This is a genomic window from Actinosynnema sp. CA-299493 (genome assembly GCF_050946825.1).
Taxonomy (GTDB): domain Bacteria; phylum Actinomycetota; class Actinomycetes; order Mycobacteriales; family Pseudonocardiaceae; genus Actinosynnema.
Genome location: NZ_CP191993.1, coordinates 7,534,370 through 7,552,658, shown reverse-complemented (window position 1 = coordinate 7,552,658; position 18,289 = coordinate 7,534,370). Strand labels below are relative to the sequence as shown.

Here is an 18,289-nt window from a genome sequence, read left to right as displayed (position 1 = left end):
CTACGGCTGCTTCCTCCCGGAGGACGTGTTCGCCCGCTCGACCACGGCCCACCACAAGTAGTCACGCGCCCGCGTGGCGGCGACGAGGCGTTGCCTGGTCCGCAGCTCGACCTGCTCCTCGTGCACGTCGTCGTCCGGGCGCAGGAACTCGACCACCAGGACCGCCTGGAACTCCAGACCCTTGGCGCGGTGCACCGTGCCGACCTTGAGCCGGTCGTCCTGCTCGCCGGTGTAGTCCTCGAGACGCCGTGACGGGATGCCCGCCTCGCGCAACACCGCGGCGCAGCGCTGGGCGTCCTGGTTGCCGAACGTGATCACCGCGGCCTGCCCGACGGGAACCGGCAGCTCGCGCACGGCGGTCACGAGCGTTCGAGGCAAGTCCTGCTCGCCGCCCCGCCACACGTGCGCCTCGCCACCCGTCGAGGCCGTGTCGGCTTGGCGCAACGTGACACCGGTCGCGCCGTCGAGGTCGTCCACGGTGTTGCTCGCGTCGAACCGCCGGGCGAAGTCGAGCACGCCCTGGCGGTTGCGGTAGTTCACCCGCAGCACCTCGCCCCGCCCTTGGATCGGGATGCCGGCATCGGACAGCCGCCAGCCACCCGGGTACACCTGCTGCTGACCGTCGCCGACGAGAAGCAGCCGGTTCGGCGCGTCACCCGCCAACTCGCGCAGCAACCGCAACCCGGTCAGCGGGACGTCCTGCACCTCGTCCACCACCACGGCGGCGTACCGCTCGTCCGGCGGCTGCCGCTCGAGCTCGGCCAAGGCGATGGCGATCAGGTCGTTGTGGTCGTGCACGCCCTTGTCCGCCAGGAACCGCTCGTAGGTGAGGTAGAGCTGCCAGACCAGTTCGCGTTGCCCGGCGTCCAAGCGCACGGTGCGGCCGCGCCGGTGGACCTCTTGGTACTTCTTGAGGGTCCGCAGACCGCGGCCCTTGATCACCCGGTCGATCTCCGTCTGCCAGTAGGCGGCGGCGGGTTCCCACCGGGCCAACGCGTCGCGGTGCGCCATCCAGGCCCGGCTGAACTGCGTCTGGGCCTGGGTGGGTTGGACGTCGACCCGCCGGCCGCGCGCGGCGAGGAAGTCGCGGGCCCAGGAGTGCAGGTTGGTGAACTCGACCCGGTCGCCCAACTCCGGGGCCAGCCGCAGGAACGCGGTGCGGTGGACGTGCGGCAGGGTGCGGACGAACGTGGTGAACAACAGCGGACCGGTGGACTGCCTGGCCAGGTGCCGCAGGCGGTGCAGGGCGACCACCGTCTTCCCGGTGCCCGCCGGGCCGCTGATCCGCGCCGGACCGTGGTAGCGGCGGTTCACCACGACCTGCTGCTGCGGGTGCAGGAAGGTCAACCACGTGTCGAAGGGCCTCTGCTGGGCGGCCGTGAGCTGGTCCTCGGTCACCTCCTCGACGTCCAGCAGCCCTACCTGCTCGGGCACGCGCCCGGGCGCCCGGACCCCCAGCTCCCGGTAGTTCGCCAGCCGCTTGCCGAGCTGGTCTGCGATGGAGTCGACCTGGTTGCGGTCCAGGTGGGCGGCGTCGTGGCGGAACAGCAGCTCCAACCGGCTCTCGTCCAGCACCCGGAACGGGGGTAGGTCGCCGCCGGCGCCGATCAGCGCGAAGTGGATCGCGCTGCGCACCAGCACCTGCCCGCGCGGCCCCCGGATGCCGGCGCACCGCTCCTCGGCGTGCCGGACCACCGCCCGCGCGTCCCCGACCTCCCCGATCACCACCGCCGTGATGCCGCTGGCCCCGACCACGAAGGCGTCCGCCCGGTCACGCCGCTCCTGATCACCGTGGACGAAGAACCGCCGGCCGGTCGCGGTGCCGGAGAGCAGGGCGGTGAGCACTCGGCGGGATCGGGGCGGCAACCGCGGCATCGCTCGGGCCAGGACCTCCCCGGCCTCTTGCTGCACCCGGCGCCAGGCATGCGCACTGAGAGCCATGCACCCTCCGTTCGTCACCTGTTGTGATGAACTTAGAACGCAAAGCGGTCGCCGGGCGGCGACGATCAGTCGATCACCCGGACGTCGCAGTCCACCGCGCACCCCGGCGGCCACCCGAGGCTCGAACGGCCCGCCCGATCAGCGCCACACCCGGGTGTCGTCCGGCAGTTCACCGAAGACCCGGGTCTCCACGTCATCGAGGTCTTGCCGACCCCTGCCGGGAACAGCGAATCACCGGTGAAGAGGTCGGCTCACGGCTGTTTGCGGTGCAGTTGCGAGATGCGTTGGATTGCTGCCATCGACTGGCGAATGCCCTCGGCCGCCTGGTCCGCAGCCCGCAGCGAGTCGGTGGACAACTCGCCCAGGACGCGGGTCATCTGATCCAGCGACGGCGGGATCGGCAGCGACTCGGCCGTCGCCGTCCGGGCGGCGTCGAGCGCGGCGTTCGTCGCTTCCACGATTGCGGCGACCAGGTCCGGTAGTCGGGTGCGCAGAGCGGACGGGTCGACGCGGAGTGAACTCACACGGCCGAGCGTGGCTTCCACGCGAATGTGGCCGTCCAGTGCTTCGCCGGTACCGACCACAGGCTCGGGTGGCGCGGCAGGCTGTGATGCGGCGTTCGCTCGCAGGCGGGCCAGTTGGTCCTGCATGGTGTGCACGACATCCTTGGACCCGCTCCAGGGGTCGGTCATAGCTGTGCCTTTCCCGCGAAGGGTCGGATCAGGGCACCGGCCTGGTGTAGGGCGTCGATCACGTCGGTCGGGCCGCCCGCGTCGATGACGAGACCGCCCGCGAGCACCGTTCCGGTCGCATCGGTCGCGTCCCAACCGGCCACCAGGTCGGCGTCGAAGCCAACGCGCTCGAACCGGGCATTGCGCAACGTCGCGCCGCGCAGGTCGGTGCGGAAGAAATACGTCTTGGTCAGTTCCGCGTGGTCGAGGGCGGTGCGGGCGAGCACGGCCTCGGTCAGGTCGGTGCGGAGCAGACGGGCGCCGGTGAGATCCGCGCCGGTGAGGTCGGCGCCGGTCAGGTTCGCCTTGTAGAGGTCGGCGGTGGTCAGCCGTGCATCGCGGAGGTTCGCGCCGATCAGTTCGGCGTGGCTGAGATCAGCGCCGGTCAGGTCGCAACCGGACAGGTCGGCTTCGTCGAGCACCGCGCCGTCCAGCCGCAGCCCCGCCAATCGGAGGCCGGTCAGCGAACGGCCGGCGAGAACCAGTCTTCGACCGCTGCCGTCGTCGTTCCACGCGTGGTGTTCGCGCAGCAGCGCGTCGAACTCCGTCTGGGTCGGTGGCGCGTTCATCAGTAGATCACTACCTGACCGGCCCACTCAGGGTGGGCCGCAACGAGTTCCTTCAGGTCCTCACGGTCTGCTGGGGACAGCTTGGCGGTGTCGAGCGCGACGTGCTCCCCGGCCGCGATCTCCCGCTTGATCGACTGCTCCGCCGCCGCGGTGGTGTAGCCGCCCTTGCCCGGCCTGGTGTGGAAGCCTTTCACGTCCCAGTCCTGGCCTGTGCCGTCCTTGAAGTCCGCGCCGGGGCTGCCGCGTTCGACCGGCGGGGTGACCGCTCCCACCTTCTCCAGGCCCAGCGCGACTTCCGCTTCCCGACGGGTCGCGTCGGTGGCCTTGCCGCCGTTGTCGGGATCCTTGGCCAGCTCTTCCTTGCGGCGTTCGTACTCAGTGCGGTCCGCTTCACGCTCCTCCGGGGTGTCGAAGTCGTCGACGCCCCGCTCGGACGAGTGGATGGGACGGGAGCCGAGCCGGTCGACCTCCTTGCTGAGGTGATCGCGCACCAGTTCCGAGAGCGGTGCGCCGAGTTCGCGGATCGCCAGGATGGTCGAGTTGACCAGCGCGACGATCGTCCGGTTGATGGTGACCGCCGCATTGGCCGCTGCGGCCAGGGATGCGCCGAGGGTGAAGAACGCGGCGGCGATGGCCGCGGCCAAGATGATCGCGAACGCGACGAGCTGGACGATCACCATGATCTTCAACGTCAGCACGAGGCCGCCGGCGGCGTAGAACGCGATGGACACCGCCCCGGCCACGATGCCGCAGTCGACCAGGTAGCCGTCCTCGCCGGACAGCTTCTCCCAATAGGTCCGGAACGCGTCAAGACCGGGGCTGCTGTTCTCCGCGAGCATCGTCTGCACGGCGGTGGTCGCCGCCTCGGCGTGCTCGACCACGCGTTCAGCGAACGCGCCCCAGTGCTCACCGCAGTGGAACAGGGCGGTCTCGTCGGCCTCCGGCCACGTGCACCCGATCCAGGACAGCGCCTCGATCAGTTCCGGCGGTAACTGCAAGCCCATCAGACCTCGCCGAGGCTGTTGAGGATGTCCTGGACGCGACGCATCTGCGCGGCGTTGTCCTGTTCCACGACGGTGTACTCGGCGGCCATCTCGTTCATCGCCGCAGCTGTCTCGACCATGCACAACCCGGTCTCGGTGAAGTACTCCAACGCGGTCGGGCCGATGATCCCGTACATCTCGGCGAGCGCGGCGCCCAGTTCGTCCCCGCCGTACGGTGAGCCGGCGGAGTCCATGTCACCGGACAGCGCGGCGACCGATTCACCCCAGTCATGCCCGGCTCCATCGACGCGCTGAGCTGCCGAGTGGATGCTCTCCGGACGTACGTCAACGCCACCCATGGCGCGGAAGATGGCACTCTGCGTAGTCGGTTCGTGGCTTTTCGGAGTAAGAGGCAAAGCGCCTGGTCGTCCTACGGCCGGCGACCTGGGTCGAGCCGTTGCCCGTGCCTTGCCGCATCCCATCGAGCCGGCGCTCATGTCCTCGCGGACGCCCGGGGCGGTCTCCGTCGGTCCGAATCACACGGGCGTGGACCGAATTGCCCGGATGGGTATCGGATGGGTGCAGGTCGGGGCTCGTTGGCGCTCCGCTTGGCCGCTCCCGGCACCCATCCGTGTACTCACCAGCCGCGCGAACGCCACTCGCCGAGCTTGGGACGCTCTGCTCCGATCGTGGAATCATCCCCATGACCGGGATAGATCCAGGTGTCGTCGGGTAGTTCACCGAAGACCCGGGCCTCCAAGTCGTCCATCAGGCTCTTGAAGTCCTCCGGGCTTGTTGTCCGTCCAGGACCGCCCGGGAACAGCGAGTCCCCGGTGAAGAGGTGGGGGTGGCCGGTCGGGTCGCTGTACAGCAGGGCGATCGAGCCCGGCGTGTGGCCGCGCAGGTGGATCACCGCCAACGGCACCTCGCCGACGTGAACGGTGTCACCGTGCCCCACCAGCACGTCCGGCGGGATGGGCAGCACGTCCGCGTCCGCCGCGTGCGCGATGGTGTTGGAGCCGTTCGCGCCCGCGACCGCGCCGAGCGCACCCCAGTGGTCCTGGTGCCGGTGCGTGGTGACGACCGTCTTCAGCCTCGGCCGGTCCACCCCGTGGCCGACCACGTCCGACAGCCGCTCCGGGTCGGCCGCCGCGTCGATGAGCAAACCCTCGTTCGTCGCACGGCAGACCAGCAGGTACGCGTTGTTGTCCATCGGGCCGACCGAGACCTTGGTGATGGTCAGCGCGTCGAGGGTGCGCCGCGCCGCCGGTCCGCCCGGTGACACGTGCCCCGTGTAGTCCTCTAGTACGTCCACAATGGCCGACCGTATCCGACCGGGCACCCTTCAGGGTCCCCACAGGTCGACCCCATAGGGTTGGCGACGATCACGCCGCCCCTCCGATTTCGTCTGATTAGGGTTCTTCTACCTCGTGCCTACCAAACGTCGGATCAACTGGGACGTCCTGCGCATCCTCGCCGTGCTGTGCGTGCTCCTCCAGCACGCCACCCGCGTCGGCCCGGCCAACCACCCCGAGCTCGCCCGGCCCGCCTTCGTCTTCGGCTTCGAGTTCGGCGCCAGCACGCTCGTGGTGATCTCCGCCTTCTTCGCCTGCGCCGCCCTGGCCAAGGGCGAACCCGCCCGCTTCCTGCGCAACCGACTGGCCCGCCTGCTGCCCGCCTACCTGGTCGCCGCCGTGTGCACCTACACCGTGCTGCGCCACTTCACCCCGGACGGCTGGAGCGAGCTCGAACCGCGCGACCTGCTCGTCAACGTCCTCATGCTGCAGAGCTGGTTCCCCGAGGCACGCCTGGTCGACGTCGCCTACTGGACTCTCCCGATCCAGATCACCGGGTTCGTCGCGGGCGCCCTGCTGGTGTCGCGGATCCGCGGCCGGGCGGTCAAGGCGCTGCTCTGGGCCCTCATCGTGATCCCCCTGGCCATCCGGGACTGGACCGCCGACCCCGGCCTGGTCCACACCCTCTACAACGGCCTGGGCGCGCAACGGGCGCAGCTGTTCGCCATCGGCATCGCCATCTGGCTCTGGTCCAAGGGGCGACTCGGCGAACGGCACCTGTTCGCCCTGCTCACGGCCGCACTCCTGGCGCAGGCCGGGCACAGCGGCGACCTCAAGTCCACCATCGGGTTCGGCGTCCTGCTGATCGGCGTGTGCGCCGCGGCGGGCGGCCCGGACTGGGACATCGCGCCCGTGCGCCTGCTCACCCGGCCGATCAAGTGGCTGGCGGGCATCTCATACGGCGTGTACCTGGTGCACCAGGAACTCGGCTACGTCGTGATGGCCAAGGTCGCGCCCCACGGCGGACCGTGGACCCAGCTCGCGTTCTTCACCGGCTCGGCCGTCCTCCTCGGCTGGCTGCTCACCAAGTTCGTGGAACGCCCCGCGCACCGGGCGCTGACGGCGAGCAGGCCGACCCTGGCCGGGCTGCTGCTCACCGCCCGCCTGCACGCCGCTCAGAGCCACTTGGGCAACGTCGGCGCCGTCCCGTTCAGCCGGGCGCCGCTGTGGCGCCCGGTCAGCCACGCCAGCACGTCCGCCGCCGCGCCACCGACCGCGGGCGACGTCGCGCCGTCCGCCGCGGTCAGCGCCCAGCTGCGCTGACGGCCGTCCGGGAACACCGCCTCCACCAGCACCGACGGCGTGTCGGCCCGGTCGGCGTACTGGCCCGCGGCGTCCTCCAGGAAGTGCTCCAGCAGCTCCGCGGGCAGATCGGCGAACCCGACGCCCCGGTCGAGGTCGACCAGGTGGAACCACACCTCCCGCAGCCGCAGCCACGGCACCCGGTGCGCCAGGAACGGACCCGACCTCGGGTGCACGACCTCCGCCTCCCACGCCGCGGCGGGCAGCTCGCGGGCGGCCACGGCGAACCGCTGGCACGCCGCGTCCAGGTCGGCCCGCAGTAGCTGCGGCAACCGGCCCGAGCCCTCGGCGATGTCGGCGTCACGGTCGACCGCGCTCGGGTACATCTGGTGCTCGACGCCGGTCTTCGCCCACGTGAGCAGGTTCACCAGGGCGTCGGCGTTGCGCGCGAGGTGCGTCACCACGTGCGCCCGGCTCCAGCCCGGCAGCAGGCTCGGACCGCGCAGCGCGGAGAGGTCCAAGGCGGCCACGACCTCGTACAACGCGCCTGTCGCCCGCTCGACCTCGGCGAGCCCGGCGACCGCGTCCTGGACCGCGGCCGACTGCTCGCGCGGCGCGGGTACGCTCGTCTGGGCGGATCGGACCTGGGCGGCATCAGCGAAGCTCATGGGCACCTCATCCCGGCGTTTGCGGCCGAACGGCCTATCACCCCAGCGTAGGGGCGTTCCCTACCGACCGGTAGAGCCGTTGGCGCACGATCGGGGGAGTGTGCCCGGCACGAATTGTCGGTACCCGGTCCTAGCATGGTGAACGCCCTCCCCGACAGGGCCGACGCAGTGGTCCGATACGCTTTTCGAACGTTTGTTCGGGGAAAGGTCAAAAACCGAAGGGAACCGTTGTGGCCGACCGGCTTGTCGTTCGCGGGGCGCGCGAGCACAACCTGCGAGGGGTGGACCTCGACCTGCCGAGGGACAGCCTCATCGTGTTCACCGGGCTGTCCGGCTCGGGCAAGTCCAGCCTCGCCTTCGACACCATCTTCGCCGAGGGGCAGCGCCGCTACGTCGAGTCGCTCTCGGCGTACGCGCGGCAGTTCCTCGGTCAGATGGACAAGCCCGACGTCGACTTCATCGAGGGCCTGTCGCCCGCGGTGTCGATCGACCAGAAGTCGACCAGCCGCAACCCGCGGTCGACCGTGGGCACCATCACCGAGGTCTACGACTACCTGCGGCTGCTCTACGCCCGCGCCGGCAAGGCGCACTGCCCCACGTGCGGCGAGGCGATCAGCAAGCAGACGCCCCAGCAGATCGTGGACCAGGTGCTGGCCATGGAGTCGGGCACCAAGTTCCAGGTGCTCGCGCCGGTCATCCGCGGCCGCAAGGGCGAGTACCTCGACCTGTTCTCCACGCTCCAGTCGCAGGGCTACTCGCGCGCCAAGGTCGACGGCGTGGTGCACGCCCTCGGCGAGGTGCCGAAGCTCAAGAAGCAGGAGAAGCACGACATCGCGGTCGTGATCGACCGGCTGAGCGTCAAGGCGAGCTCCAAGCAGCGGCTGACCGACTCGGTGGAGACGGCGCTGCGCCTGGCCGACGGCCTGGTCGAGCTGGAGTTCGTGGACGTCCCGGAGAACGACCCCGGCCGGGTGCGCGGCTTCTCCGAGCACCTGGCGTGCCCGAACGGCCACCCGCTGGCGATCGAGGACCTGGAACCGCGGTCGTTCTCGTTCAACTCGCCCTACGGCGCCTGCCCGGCGTGCACCGGCATCGGCGTGCGCAAGGAGGTCGACCCGGAGCTGGTCGTGCCGGACGACGAGCTGTCACTGGGCGAGGGCGCGATCGCGCCGTGGGCGTCCGGCCAGACCGCCGAGTACTTCACCCGGCTGCTGGAGTCCCTCGGGCTCACGATCGGGTTCCGGATGGACACGCCGTGGCGGCAGCTGCCCGCCAGGACGCAGAAGGCCGTGCTGCACGGCGTGGACGAGCAGGTCAACGTCCGCTACAAGAACCGCTACGGCCGTGAGCGCTCCTACTACGCCAACTACGAGGGCGTGATCCCGTTCCTGGAACGGCGTCAGGAGCAGACCGAGTCCGAGTACATGCGGGAGAAGTACGAGGGCTACATGCGGGAGGTGCCGTGCCCGACGTGCCAGGGCACCCGCCTCAAGCCGGAGATCCTGGCCGTCACGCTGCACCACGGGCGCAAGGGCGACAAGTCCATCGCCGAGGTCTGCGCGATGTCGGTGTCGGAGTGCTCGGAGTTCCTCGACGGGCTCAAGCTGGGCAAGCGCGAGTCGATGATCGCGGGCGCGGTGCTCAAGGAGATCCAGGCCCGGCTGCACTTCCTGCTCGACGTCGGCCTCAACTACCTGTCACTGGACCGCGCGTCCGGCACCCTTTCAGGTGGAGAAGCTCAGCGGATCAGGTTGGCGACGCAGATCGGCTCCGGGCTCGTCGGCGTGCTGTACGTGCTGGACGAACCCTCGATCGGGTTGCACCAGCGTGACAACCACAAGCTGATCGAGACCCTGATCCGGCTGCGCGACCTGGGCAACACGCTGATCGTGGTCGAGCACGACGAGGACACCATCCGCACCTCCGACTGGGTGGTCGACATCGGCCCCGGCGCGGGCGAGCACGGCGGCAAGGTCGTGCACAGCGGCCCGTACAAGGAGCTGCTGAAGAACAAGGAGTCGATCACCGGCGCGTACCTGTCGGGGCGCCAGGAGATCCCCATGCCCGCCGCCCGCCGCAAGGTCGACAAGAAGCGGCAGCTCACCGTGGTCGGCGCGCGGGAGCACAACCTGCGCGGCATCGACGTGTCGTTCCCGCTCGGCTGCCTGGTCTCGGTCACCGGCGTGTCCGGGTCGGGCAAGTCCACGCTCGTCAACGACATCCTGGCGACCGTGCTGGCGAACAAGCTCAACGGCGCGCGGCAGGTGCCGGGCAGGCACACGCGCGTGCGCGGGCTGGACCAGGTCGACAAGCTGGTGCAGGTCGACCAGTCGCCGATCGGCCGGACCCCCCGGTCCAACCCGGCCACCTACACGGGTGTGTTCGACCACATCCGCAAGCTGTTCGCGGCGACCACCGAGGCGAAGGTGCGCGGCTACCAGCCGGGCCGGTTCTCGTTCAACGTCAAGGGCGGGCGCTGCGAGGCGTGCGCGGGCGACGGCACGATCAAGATCGAGATGAACTTCCTGCCGGACGTCTACGTGCCGTGCGAGGTGTGCAAGGGCGCCCGGTACAACCGCGAGACGCTGGAAGTGCACTACAAGGGCAAGACGATCTCCGAGGTCCTCGACATGCCGATCGAGGAGGCGGCGACGTTCTTCGAGCCGATCAACGCCATCCACCGGCACCTGCGCACGTTGGTGGACGTCGGGCTGGGGTACGTGCGGCTGGGTCAGCCCGCGCCCACGTTGTCCGGCGGTGAGGCGCAGCGGGTGAAGCTGGCGGCGGAGCTGCAGAAGCGGTCGACGGGCAAGACCGTCTACATCCTCGACGAGCCGACCACGGGGTTGCACTTCGAGGACATCCGCAAGCTGCTCGGCGTGATCAACGGGTTGGTGGACAAGGGCAACACGGTGATCGTGATCGAGCACAACCTCGACGTGATCAAGACGTCGGACTGGCTGGTCGACATGGGGCCCGAGGGCGGGTCCGGCGGCGGCATGGTGGTGGCCGAGGGCACGCCGGAGCAGGTCGCGGACGTGACCGACAGCTACACCGGCCAGTTCCTGCGCGAAGCCCTCCCCGCCGAAGCCGCCGTGAGCTGAGCCGAGATCACCCGAAGGCGTTACGGCCTCCGGGTATGAATGGAAACGCGGATCGCGTTGCCGGAATAAAGGAGGCGCGACGGCCAGGCACATCATCATGCCGCCATCCCAACCCGCTCACCCCACACCACCGGTCCCCGGGAAGGCGTGACCTGGTCCCGCGCGGCCCGGTGACCTGGTCCCGTAGCCCGGACCGCGTGACCTGGACCGCATGCCTGCCTCACCGCTGCCGCGTGCCTCGGGCTGGTGCGTGTGTCGGCTGACGCGCGTGTCGGCTGACGCGTGCGTTGCGCACGTGTGACTCGGGCACGCACGCGCGACTTGGGCACGCACGCGGCTCGCGTGGTGCACGTGACCATGGCGAGTTGAGCCCGAGTCCGCGCTCACGTCCGCAGTCACGTGCACAGTCACGTGCACGTGACTGTGCACGTGACTGCGGCGGCCGATGTGGGTGACTATGGCCGCATGCCGCTGAACACGTACCGCTTCCGCAGCGTCTGGTCGGTGGACAGCACACCCGAGTGGGCGTTCGAGGTGCTGGCCGACCTGGGCAGCTATCCGAGCTGGTGGCCGCAGGTGCGTGCGGCCCGCCGGGTCGCCGACGAGGTGGCCGAGCTCCGGTGCCGTTCGGTGCTGCCGTACGACTTGGTGTTCCAGGCGCGCCACAACGCCCGGGAGCCTGCGGCGGGTTTGTTGCGCGCGGACCTGGTCGGGGACCTCGACGGCACGGCGAGCTGGCGGATCTTCGCCGAGGGCGCCGGGTCGCGGTTGGTCTACGACCAGGAGGTCGTCGTGCGCAAACCGCTGCTGCGGCGCCTGTCCGTCCTCGCCCGGCCGCTGCTCCTGGCCAACCACGAGCTGATGATGCGCAGCGGCCAACGGGGGCTGCGCACCTACCTCGCCGGGTTCCACGCGGCGTTGGGCAAGGGGTAGGGCAAGGGGTAGGGGCAACAAGGGGCAACAAGGGGCAACAAGGGGCAACAAGGGGCAACAAGGGATGGCGGGGGCAAGGAGGAGCGGGGGAAAGGGGTGGGGGCTAGACGACCAGGCTCAGCAGCGCGGCCACGGTGAAGCCCACGACGGACAGGATGGTCTCCAGCACGGTCCACGTCTGGAGCGTTTCCTTCACCGACAGGCCGAAGTAGCGCGACACGATCCAGAACCCGCCGTCGTTGACGTGCGAGGCGATGATCGAGCCCGCCGCGATCGACATGACCAGCAGCGCCAACTGGGGCTGCGAGTAGTCCAGGTCCGCCACGACGGGCGCGACGATGCCGGTCGTGGTCACGATCGCGACGGTGGCCGAGCCCTGCGCGATGCGCATCCCGCAGCTGATCACGTACGACAGCGCGATCACCGGCAGCCCGACGTCGGCCAACGACGTGGCGAGCACCTTGCCGACACCGGTCGCGGAGAGGACCGCGCCGAAGAACCCGCCGGCGCCGACCACCAGCAGGATCATCGCCACCGGCCGCAGCGACGCGGCGGACAGCTCGGTCACCTGCGAGCGCGTCATGCCCCGGCGGAAACCCAGCAGCCAGAACGCGAGCAGCACGGCGATCGTCAACGCCACCGCGGGCGTGCCGAAGAACGTGAACACGCCGAGCACGGTGGAGCCCTTGGGCAGCAGGATGCTGCCGAACGTGCCCGCCAGGATCAGCACCAGCGGCACCGCGATGACGCCCAGCACCAGCGACAGCGGCGGCTCGCCCTTGGTCTGCTCGTCACGCGTCCTCGCCGCGGCGGCCAGCATCTCCTCCGGCACGGGCACGTGCAGCCGCTTGCCCATCCACGCGGAGAACAGCACGCCGCCGATGAACCACGCCGGCAGCGCGACGGCCAGCGCCATGATGATGATCCAGCCGAGCTCGACGCCGAGCAGCCCGGCCGCCGCGACGGGCCCGGGGTGCGGCGGCATGAACGCGTGCATCACCGACAGGCCCGCCAGCAACGGCATCGCGTACAGCACGATCGACCGGCCACTGCGCTTCGCGGCCACGTACACCAGGGGAGCGAGCACGAAGATGCCGATGTCGAAGAACACCGGCACACCGAAGATCAACCCGGCCAGGCCCATGGCCAGCGGGGCGCGGTTCTCGCCGAACGCCCGCAGCAGCGACCGGGTCAGCACCTCCGCGCCACCGGAGGCCTCCAGGATCGAGCCGAGCAGCGTGCCGAGGCCGATGATCGCGGCGACGTGCCCGAGGATGCCGCCGAAACCCTTCTCCACCAGGGACTCCGACGCCTTCTGCGCCGAGCCGACCAGCGTCTCCACCGGCAGGCCGGCGGCGAGCGCGACCAGCAGGCCGACGATGAGCAGCGCGATGAACGGCTCGACCTTCCACCTGATGATCATCGCCAGGAGGAGGGCGATGCTGAGCGCGGACAGCGTCAGCAGCCCTCCGGTGGTGTGCTGCAACCAGTCGATCACGCGTGGCTCCGGTGGTGTCGCAGGGAACGTCCGGGCAGGGCGTCGGTCCGCCTGCCCCCGTCGAGCACGGGCACCCCGTTGACGAGGACGTGGGTGATGCCCGCGGCGGCCTGCCGCGGCTCGTCGAACGTCGCGGTGTCGGTGATCGCGTCGGGGTCGAACAGCACGAGGTCTGCCGCGCAGCCCTCGCGGACGAGACCCCGGTCGGCCAGCCGGAGCCGCCGCGCGGCCCGCCCGGTCAGGTGGGCGACGCACTCCTCCAGCCCCAGCACGCCCAGTTCGCGCACGTACCGGGCGAGGTAGCGGGGGAACGTGCCCCACGCGCGCGGGTGCGGCCGGTCGCCGACCAGCAGGCCGTCGCTGCCGCCGGTGTGCGCCGGGTGCCGCATGATCGCGCGGACGTTATCCTCGTGGCCGACGTGCATCAGGCACGAGGTGCCCAGCCGCTCGGACACCAGGACGTCGAAGTACAGCTCGGCCGGCGGACGTCCGGCGCGCCGCGCGGACTCGGCGATCGAGAACCCGACCAGGTGCGCGTTGCGGGCCTCGCGCACGCCGTTGACCTCGATGGCGGACCAGTCGACCGGCACGCCGTGGCAGCCGTCGGACCCGGTCTCCTCGACCTCGACCCGGATCCGCTCGCGCGTGCCCGCGTCGGACAGCCTGGCCAGGGTCGCCTCCGGGCCGCCCTCGCCCGCCCAGCTCGGCAGCAGCGCCGACAGGTACGTCGCGCCGGGCAGGTAGGGGTAGGTGTCGAGGGTGATGTCCGCGCCGGCCGCGATCGCCCGGTCGAGCAGGTCGAGCAGCTCGCCCGCCCGACCCCGGTTGACCTCGAAGTTCATCGTGGCGTGCGCGAGGTGCAGCGGGCAGCCGGCGTCCCGCGACACGCGCACCATCTCGGCGTACGCCTCCAGCGCGCCCGCGCCGTAGCTGCGGTGGTGCGGGCTGTAGTACCCGCCGTGCTCGCCGACGACGCGGCACAGCTCGGTCAGCTCGGCGGTGTCGGCGTACATGCCGGGGGTGTAGGTCAGGCCGGACGACATGCCCAGCGCGCCCTCGCGCAACGACCGCGCCAGCAGCTCCCGCATCCGGTCGAGCTCGGCGTCGGTGGCGGGCCGGTCGTCGTAGCCGACGCACAGCATCCGCAGCGTGCCCTGCGGCACGAGGTAGGCGGCGTTGACCGCGATGCCCCGGTCGAGGCGGTCCAGGTACTCGCCGACCGACCGCCAGTCCCAGTCGAAGCCGGGCGGGTCGTCGTTCCACCCGGCCAGCTGCGCGCGCAGCACGGCCAGCACGTCGTCGTCCACGGGCGCGTAGGACAGCCCGTCCTGTCCCAGGACCTCGGTGGTCACGCCCTGGGAGACCTTCGCGAGGTGGTCCGGCTCGGCCAGCACCTGGAGGTCGGAGTGGGAGTGCATGTCGATGAAGCCGGGCGCGAGGACCCGGCCGTCGGCGTCGACCACCCGCCGCCCGTCGAGCCGCTCGCCGATCGCGGCGACGCGCCCGTCGCGCACGCCCACGTCCGCCCGGTAGGAGGGCGCGCCGGTGCCGTCGACGACCCGTGCGCCCCTGAAGACGATGTCCACGCCGTCGTGCCTCCTAGAAGTAGGTGCGGACCAGGTCGACCACGGTGGTGCCGTCGACCACCGGGATCAGCGGCCACTTGTCGAACACCGTGCAGGGGTGGGACAGGCCGAGGCCGACCCAGTCGCCGACCTCGACGTCGTCGCCGGACAGCCGCACGAACGCGTGCTGGTCGTTGAGCGCGGTGACCTCGGCGGCGAACGGGCGCTCGACGCCGTCCCGGCCGCGCACGACCTGCGGCTCGGGCAGACCTTCGTCGAACGACGCGTCCCGCTTGCCCAGCGTCAGCAGCGCCAGGTCCGGCTGCGGCCGTGAGGTGACCTGCGCCCACGCGCGCAACGCACTGCGGAACGGTTGCGCGCCGGGCGTGCGGCCCAAGGGGGAGATGCCGCGGTAGAACCCGTCGTCGTGGGTGATGTACGCGCCGCTGCGCAGCACCGGCCGCACCGGGAACGGCCACGGCTCGGTGAGCTTCGCCGCCACCTGGTCGAAGTACGCGCTGCCACCGGCGGTGACGATCGGCTCGTCCACGTCGAACAGGTCGTGCAGCGCGATCGCCAGTTCGCGCAACGAGGTCAGGTAACCGTCCACGACGGCACGCGCCCCGGGTGACGCGTCGTGCGCCAGCGCGCCCTCGTAGCCGCCGACGCCGACCAGGCGCAACGACGGGCTCGCGGCGGCGGCCCGGGCGACCTCCAGCGCGGTGGCCTGGTCGCGCGCGCCGGTCCGCCCGCCGCGCGCCCCGAGCTCGACCAGCACGTCGACCGGCCGTCCGGCCGGGTGGCCGACCGCGCCCAGCGCCTCGGTCATCCGCGCCACCCCGGCGACGGAATCAACCCAACAGGTGAACTCGAACGTGTCATCGGCGGCCAGTTCGGCGGCCAGCCACCGCAGCCCGGCGGGGTCCACGAGCTGGTTGGCCAGCAGCACCCGCGCCACCCCGAACGCCCGGTACACCCGCAGCTGGCTGGTGTTGGCCGCGGTGATGCCCCACGCGCCGTGCGCCAACTGGCGGGCGAACAGCTGCGGGGCCATGGTCGTCTTGCCGTGCGGCGCCAGCAGCACGCCGCGATCGGCGCACCAGCGGGCCATGGTGGCGAGGTTGTGCTCCAGCGCGGCGGCGTCCAGCACGACCAGGGGGCCGACGAAGCCGTCGGCGAACAGGTCGAGCCGGCGGGCCGCCACGTCGCCGATCGTGGCGCCGAACGCGTCGGCGGGCAGGCCCTTGAACCGCCAGTCGACCCGCTCGTCGCGGATGGCGGCCACAGCGTCGAGATCCACGTCTCCCGCTCCTAACGTTGCGCCTTGTGCAACGGCTATTGCGCGATGTGATGTTGAAGTGTGTAACATTCGGTCGCCCGCCCGTCAATCAGCCGACACCGTCGAGCAAGGAGTCCGGATGCGGTTCGACCTGCCGGGTGGCGTGGTGTGCCTGGGCGAGACCATGGCGGTGCTGGTGCCCGCCGAACCCGGCCCGGTGCGCGCGGCCCGCACCTGGACCCGGGCGATCGGCGGCGCCGAGTCCAACGTGGCCATCCACCTGGCCCGGCTGGGCGTGCGCAGCCGCTGGGTGGGCGCGGTGGGCGACGACGCGTTCGGCGGCGCGGTCCTCGACGCGGTGAGCGGCGCGGGCGTGGACGTCACCGGCGTGCGCGTCGACCCCGACCGGCCGACCGGCCTCTACGTCAAGGAGGCCGACGCCGCGGGCAGCCCCGTGCGGTACTACCGGCGCGGCTCGGCGGCGTCCGCGATGGGACCGGCCGCGCTGGACCGGCTGCGCTGGGACGACGTGGCGCTGGTGCACGTCAGCGGCATCACCGCGGCGCTCTCGGACAGCTGCCTGGACCTGCTGCGGGCCGTCCTGCGCCGACCGCGCGCCGCGCCCGTGTCGTTCGACCTGAACTGGCGGCCCGCGCTGTGGCACGACCGCGACCCGTCCGTGCTGCGGGACCTCGCCGACGCCGCCGACATCGTGCTCGCCGGCTCCGACGAGGCGCACGCCGTGTGGGGCGTCGACGACCCGGCCGGGCTGCGGGCGCTGCTGCCCGGCCCGACGACCCTCGTGGTCAAGCACGGCGCACGCGGCGCGACCGTGCTCGAAGGCGGCGCCTCGACGTTCCAGCCCGGTCTGCGCGTGGACGTGGTGGAACCCGTCGGCGCGGGCGACGCGTTCGCCGCCGGCTACCTCGCCGCGCACCTCGCCGGCGAGCCACCGGCCCGACGACTGCGCGTCGGGCACCTCCTGGCCGCCTCCGCACTGCTCACCAGGGAGGATGTCGGCGAGTCGCTGCCGCCCGCGGTGACCGCGCCACTGCTGGACGCCGATTCCCGCACGTGGGCCGCCGCACACCTGAGGAGACGCCGATGAGCCAAAGCCTGGACCGGGCGCTGACCCTGGTGGGGGAACTGGCCACCGGGCCCAAGACGCTGGACGAGCTGTCGGGCGTCATCGAGGTCCACAAGTCGACCGCCATGAGGCTGCTGCGGACGCTGGAGTCGCACCGGTTCGTGCAGCGCGAGGGCGTGCACCACTACCGGCTGGGCACCGCCCTGTTCGACCTGGCCAACCGGGCGCTGGAGGAGCGCGACGTGCGGCGCAGCGCCGAGAACGCCCTGCGCGACCTCAACGCCCGCACCGGCTACACCGTCCACCTCGCCTCCTACGAGGACGGCGAGGTCATCTACATCGACAAGTACGACAGCACCCACCCCATGCGGATGTACTCGCGCGTCGGCAGGCGGGCGCCGCTGCACTGCACCGCCGTGGCCAAGGTGCTGCTGTCGGACCTGCCCGAGCCGCGCCGCCGCGAGGTCGCCCGGTCCATCGACTACGTGCCGCTCACCGCGAACACCATCACCACGCCGGACGCCTACCTGGCCGAGCTCGACCGCGTCCGCGCCGCCGGCTACGCGGTCGACAACGCCGAGCACGAGGACTTCATCCACTGCGTCGCCGCGCCCGTCCGCGGCGCCCGCGGCGAGGTCGTCGCGGCCGTGTCGATGTCCGTGCCCAAGGTGCTGCTGGACTTCGACGGGCTGCTCGGCCACCTGCCCGACCTGCTCGCCACCGCGCAGGCCGCCTCCGTGGAGTGCGGCTGGTCGCCGCGCGACTGACGTCCCACCAGAGCGCGGCCGGCACATCGCCGGGGCGCGACTGGCGAAACCACCAGAGAGGAAACGCACAACCCATGGCGAAGACCGAGATCAGGACCGCCGACGCGCCCACCCCCGTGGCCGCGTTCTCCCAGGGCGTCCGCAAGGGCCCCGTGCTCCAGGTGGCGGGCCAGGTCGCGTTCGACCCGGCCACCGGCGCCGTCGTCGGCGACACCGTGGCCGAGCAGACCCGGCAGGCGATGCGCAACGTGATCGCCGTGCTGGCCGCCGGCGGCGCCACCCTCGCCGACGTGGTGATGCTGCGCGTCTACCTCACCGACACCGCCCACTTCGCCGAGATGAACGCCGCCTACGGCGAGTTCGTCACCGAACAGCCGTTCCCCGCGCGCACTACCGTCTACGTCGGCCTGCCCGGCGAGCTGCTGGTCGAGATCGACGCGCTGGCCGTGGTCGAGTAACCCCACCGCCACCCGGACGGGGGACGACGCGTACTTCTGCCGGTTGTTCTGCGTGGTGCCGGGCTCGCGCGGGGGATTGACTGGGTACACCCCCGAGAGCACGTCATGG

15 protein-coding genes and 1 pseudogene are annotated in these 18,289 nt (G+C 71.2%); 6 read left to right on the top strand and 10 right to left on the bottom strand.

The annotated features are described in order from the left end of the window. The 6 genes from ACQPYE_RS31835 to ACQPYE_RS31810 all read right to left on the bottom strand — a co-directional run bounded on the left by ACQPYE_RS31835 (position 1) and on the right by ACQPYE_RS31810 (position 5,539). Positions 1-1,941, bottom strand: coding sequence for a UvrD-helicase domain-containing protein (locus ACQPYE_RS31835; protein WP_498716699.1), 1,941 nt, complete (start codon positions 1,939-1,941; stop codon positions 1-3). A gap of 251 nt (positions 1,942-2,192) precedes the next feature. Beyond that, positions 2,193-2,633, bottom strand: a complete 441-nt coding sequence (locus ACQPYE_RS31830) for a hypothetical protein (protein WP_498716698.1) — start codon at positions 2,631-2,633, stop codon at positions 2,193-2,195. Beyond that, positions 2,630-3,241, bottom strand: a complete 612-nt coding sequence (locus ACQPYE_RS31825; RefSeq protein ID WP_498716697.1) for a pentapeptide repeat-containing protein — start codon at positions 3,239-3,241, stop codon at positions 2,630-2,632. Before ACQPYE_RS31825 ends, ACQPYE_RS31830 begins: the two co-directional genes overlap by 4 nt. Continuing rightward, positions 3,241-4,245, bottom strand: coding sequence for a WXG100-like domain-containing protein (locus tag ACQPYE_RS31820; protein WP_498716696.1), 1,005 nt, complete (start codon positions 4,243-4,245; stop codon positions 3,241-3,243). The genes ACQPYE_RS31825 and ACQPYE_RS31820 overlap by 1 nt, the downstream gene beginning before the upstream one ends. Next, a complete protein-coding gene (locus tag ACQPYE_RS31815; protein ID WP_498716695.1) occupies positions 4,245-4,583 on the bottom strand; it encodes a PE domain-containing protein in 339 nt (112 codons plus the stop codon). Before ACQPYE_RS31815 ends, ACQPYE_RS31820 begins: the two co-directional genes overlap by 1 nt. Before the next feature lie 278 nt (positions 4,584-4,861). Continuing rightward, positions 4,862-5,539, bottom strand: a complete 678-nt coding sequence (locus tag ACQPYE_RS31810; RefSeq protein WP_498716694.1) for an MBL fold metallo-hydrolase — start codon at positions 5,537-5,539, stop codon at positions 4,862-4,864. Positions 5,540-5,654: 115 nt separating this feature from the next. Between ACQPYE_RS31810 and ACQPYE_RS31805 the strand changes: the two are divergent. Next, positions 5,655-6,593, top strand: a pseudogene (locus tag ACQPYE_RS31805) (acyltransferase family protein); the annotation flags it as partial. Between the two features lie 101 nt (positions 6,594-6,694). On the opposite strand, the gene ACQPYE_RS31800 reads toward ACQPYE_RS31805, so the two are convergent. Beyond that, on the bottom strand, positions 6,695-7,489 hold the full coding sequence (locus ACQPYE_RS31800) for a maleylpyruvate isomerase family mycothiol-dependent enzyme (protein WP_498716691.1): 795 nt from the start codon (positions 7,487-7,489) through the stop codon (positions 6,695-6,697). Between the two features lie 230 nt (positions 7,490-7,719). On the opposite strand from ACQPYE_RS31800, the gene uvrA reads away from it, so the two are divergent. Continuing rightward, entirely contained in the window at positions 7,720-10,593 is a 2,874-nt protein-coding gene (gene uvrA, locus ACQPYE_RS31795) for an excinuclease ABC subunit UvrA (RefSeq protein WP_498716690.1), read from the top strand. 465 nt (positions 10,594-11,058) lie between these two features. Continuing rightward, positions 11,059-11,526, top strand: a complete 468-nt coding sequence (locus tag ACQPYE_RS31790) for an SRPBCC family protein (protein WP_498716688.1) — start codon at positions 11,059-11,061, stop codon at positions 11,524-11,526. 103 nt (positions 11,527-11,629) lie between these two features. On the opposite strand, the gene ACQPYE_RS31785 is transcribed toward ACQPYE_RS31790, so the two are convergent. From ACQPYE_RS31785 to ACQPYE_RS31775, 3 genes are read right to left on the bottom strand one after another with little or no spacing between them, the layout of a single operon-like run. Continuing rightward, a complete protein-coding gene (locus ACQPYE_RS31785; protein ID WP_498716687.1) occupies positions 11,630-13,024 on the bottom strand; it encodes a GntP family permease in 1,395 nt (464 codons plus the stop codon). Further along, complete coding sequence (locus ACQPYE_RS31780) at positions 13,021-14,610, bottom strand: N-acyl-D-amino-acid deacylase family protein (protein ID WP_498716686.1); 1,590 nt, start codon at positions 14,608-14,610, stop codon at positions 13,021-13,023. The genes ACQPYE_RS31785 and ACQPYE_RS31780 overlap by 4 nt, the downstream gene beginning before the upstream one ends. Before the next feature lie 13 nt (positions 14,611-14,623). Beyond that, positions 14,624-15,889: an amino acid deaminase gene (locus ACQPYE_RS31775; protein WP_498716685.1), complete on the bottom strand. Its 1,266-nt coding sequence runs from the start codon at positions 15,887-15,889 to the stop codon at positions 14,624-14,626. A 118-nt stretch (positions 15,890-16,007) separates the two neighbouring features. Here ACQPYE_RS31775 and ACQPYE_RS31770 point away from each other — a divergent pair, with 118 nt between their 5' ends. From ACQPYE_RS31770 to ACQPYE_RS31760, 3 genes are all read left to right on the top strand, one after another. Continuing rightward, entirely contained in the window at positions 16,008-16,976 is a 969-nt protein-coding gene (locus tag ACQPYE_RS31770) for a sugar kinase (protein ID WP_498716684.1), read from the top strand. Next, entirely contained in the window at positions 16,973-17,722 is a 750-nt protein-coding gene (locus ACQPYE_RS31765) for an IclR family transcriptional regulator (protein ID WP_498716683.1), read from the top strand. Before ACQPYE_RS31770 ends, ACQPYE_RS31765 begins: the two co-directional genes overlap by 4 nt. Positions 17,723-17,796: 74 nt before the next feature. Next, complete coding sequence (locus ACQPYE_RS31760) at positions 17,797-18,180, top strand: RidA family protein (protein WP_498716681.1); 384 nt, start codon at positions 17,797-17,799, stop codon at positions 18,178-18,180. Positions 18,181-18,289 lie beyond the last annotated feature (109 nt).

Coding starts and splice junctions, on each gene's coding strand:
- ACQPYE_RS31790 (WP_498716688.1), top strand. CDS start 11,059: ATGCCGCTGAACACGTACCGCTTCCGCAGCGTCTGGTCGGTGGACAGC.
- ACQPYE_RS31770 (WP_498716684.1), top strand. CDS start 16,008: ATGCGGTTCGACCTGCCGGGTGGCGTGGTGTGCCTGGGCGAGACCATG.
- ACQPYE_RS31800 (WP_498716691.1), bottom strand. CDS start 7,489: ATGAGCTTCGCTGATGCCGCCCAGGTCCGATCCGCCCAGACGAGCGTA.
- ACQPYE_RS31835 (WP_498716699.1), bottom strand. CDS start 1,941: ATGGCTCTCAGTGCGCATGCCTGGCGCCGGGTGCAGCAAGAGGCCGGG.
- ACQPYE_RS31830 (WP_498716698.1), bottom strand. CDS start 2,633: ATGACCGACCCCTGGAGCGGGTCCAAGGATGTCGTGCACACCATGCAG.
- ACQPYE_RS31815 (WP_498716695.1), bottom strand. CDS start 4,583: ATGGGTGGCGTTGACGTACGTCCGGAGAGCATCCACTCGGCAGCTCAG.
- ACQPYE_RS31760 (WP_498716681.1), top strand. CDS start 17,797: ATGGCGAAGACCGAGATCAGGACCGCCGACGCGCCCACCCCCGTGGCC.
- ACQPYE_RS31765 (WP_498716683.1), top strand. CDS start 16,973: ATGAGCCAAAGCCTGGACCGGGCGCTGACCCTGGTGGGGGAACTGGCC.
- ACQPYE_RS31825 (WP_498716697.1), bottom strand. CDS start 3,241: ATGAACGCGCCACCGACCCAGACGGAGTTCGACGCGCTGCTGCGCGAA.
- ACQPYE_RS31820 (WP_498716696.1), bottom strand. CDS start 4,245: ATGGGCTTGCAGTTACCGCCGGAACTGATCGAGGCGCTGTCCTGGATC.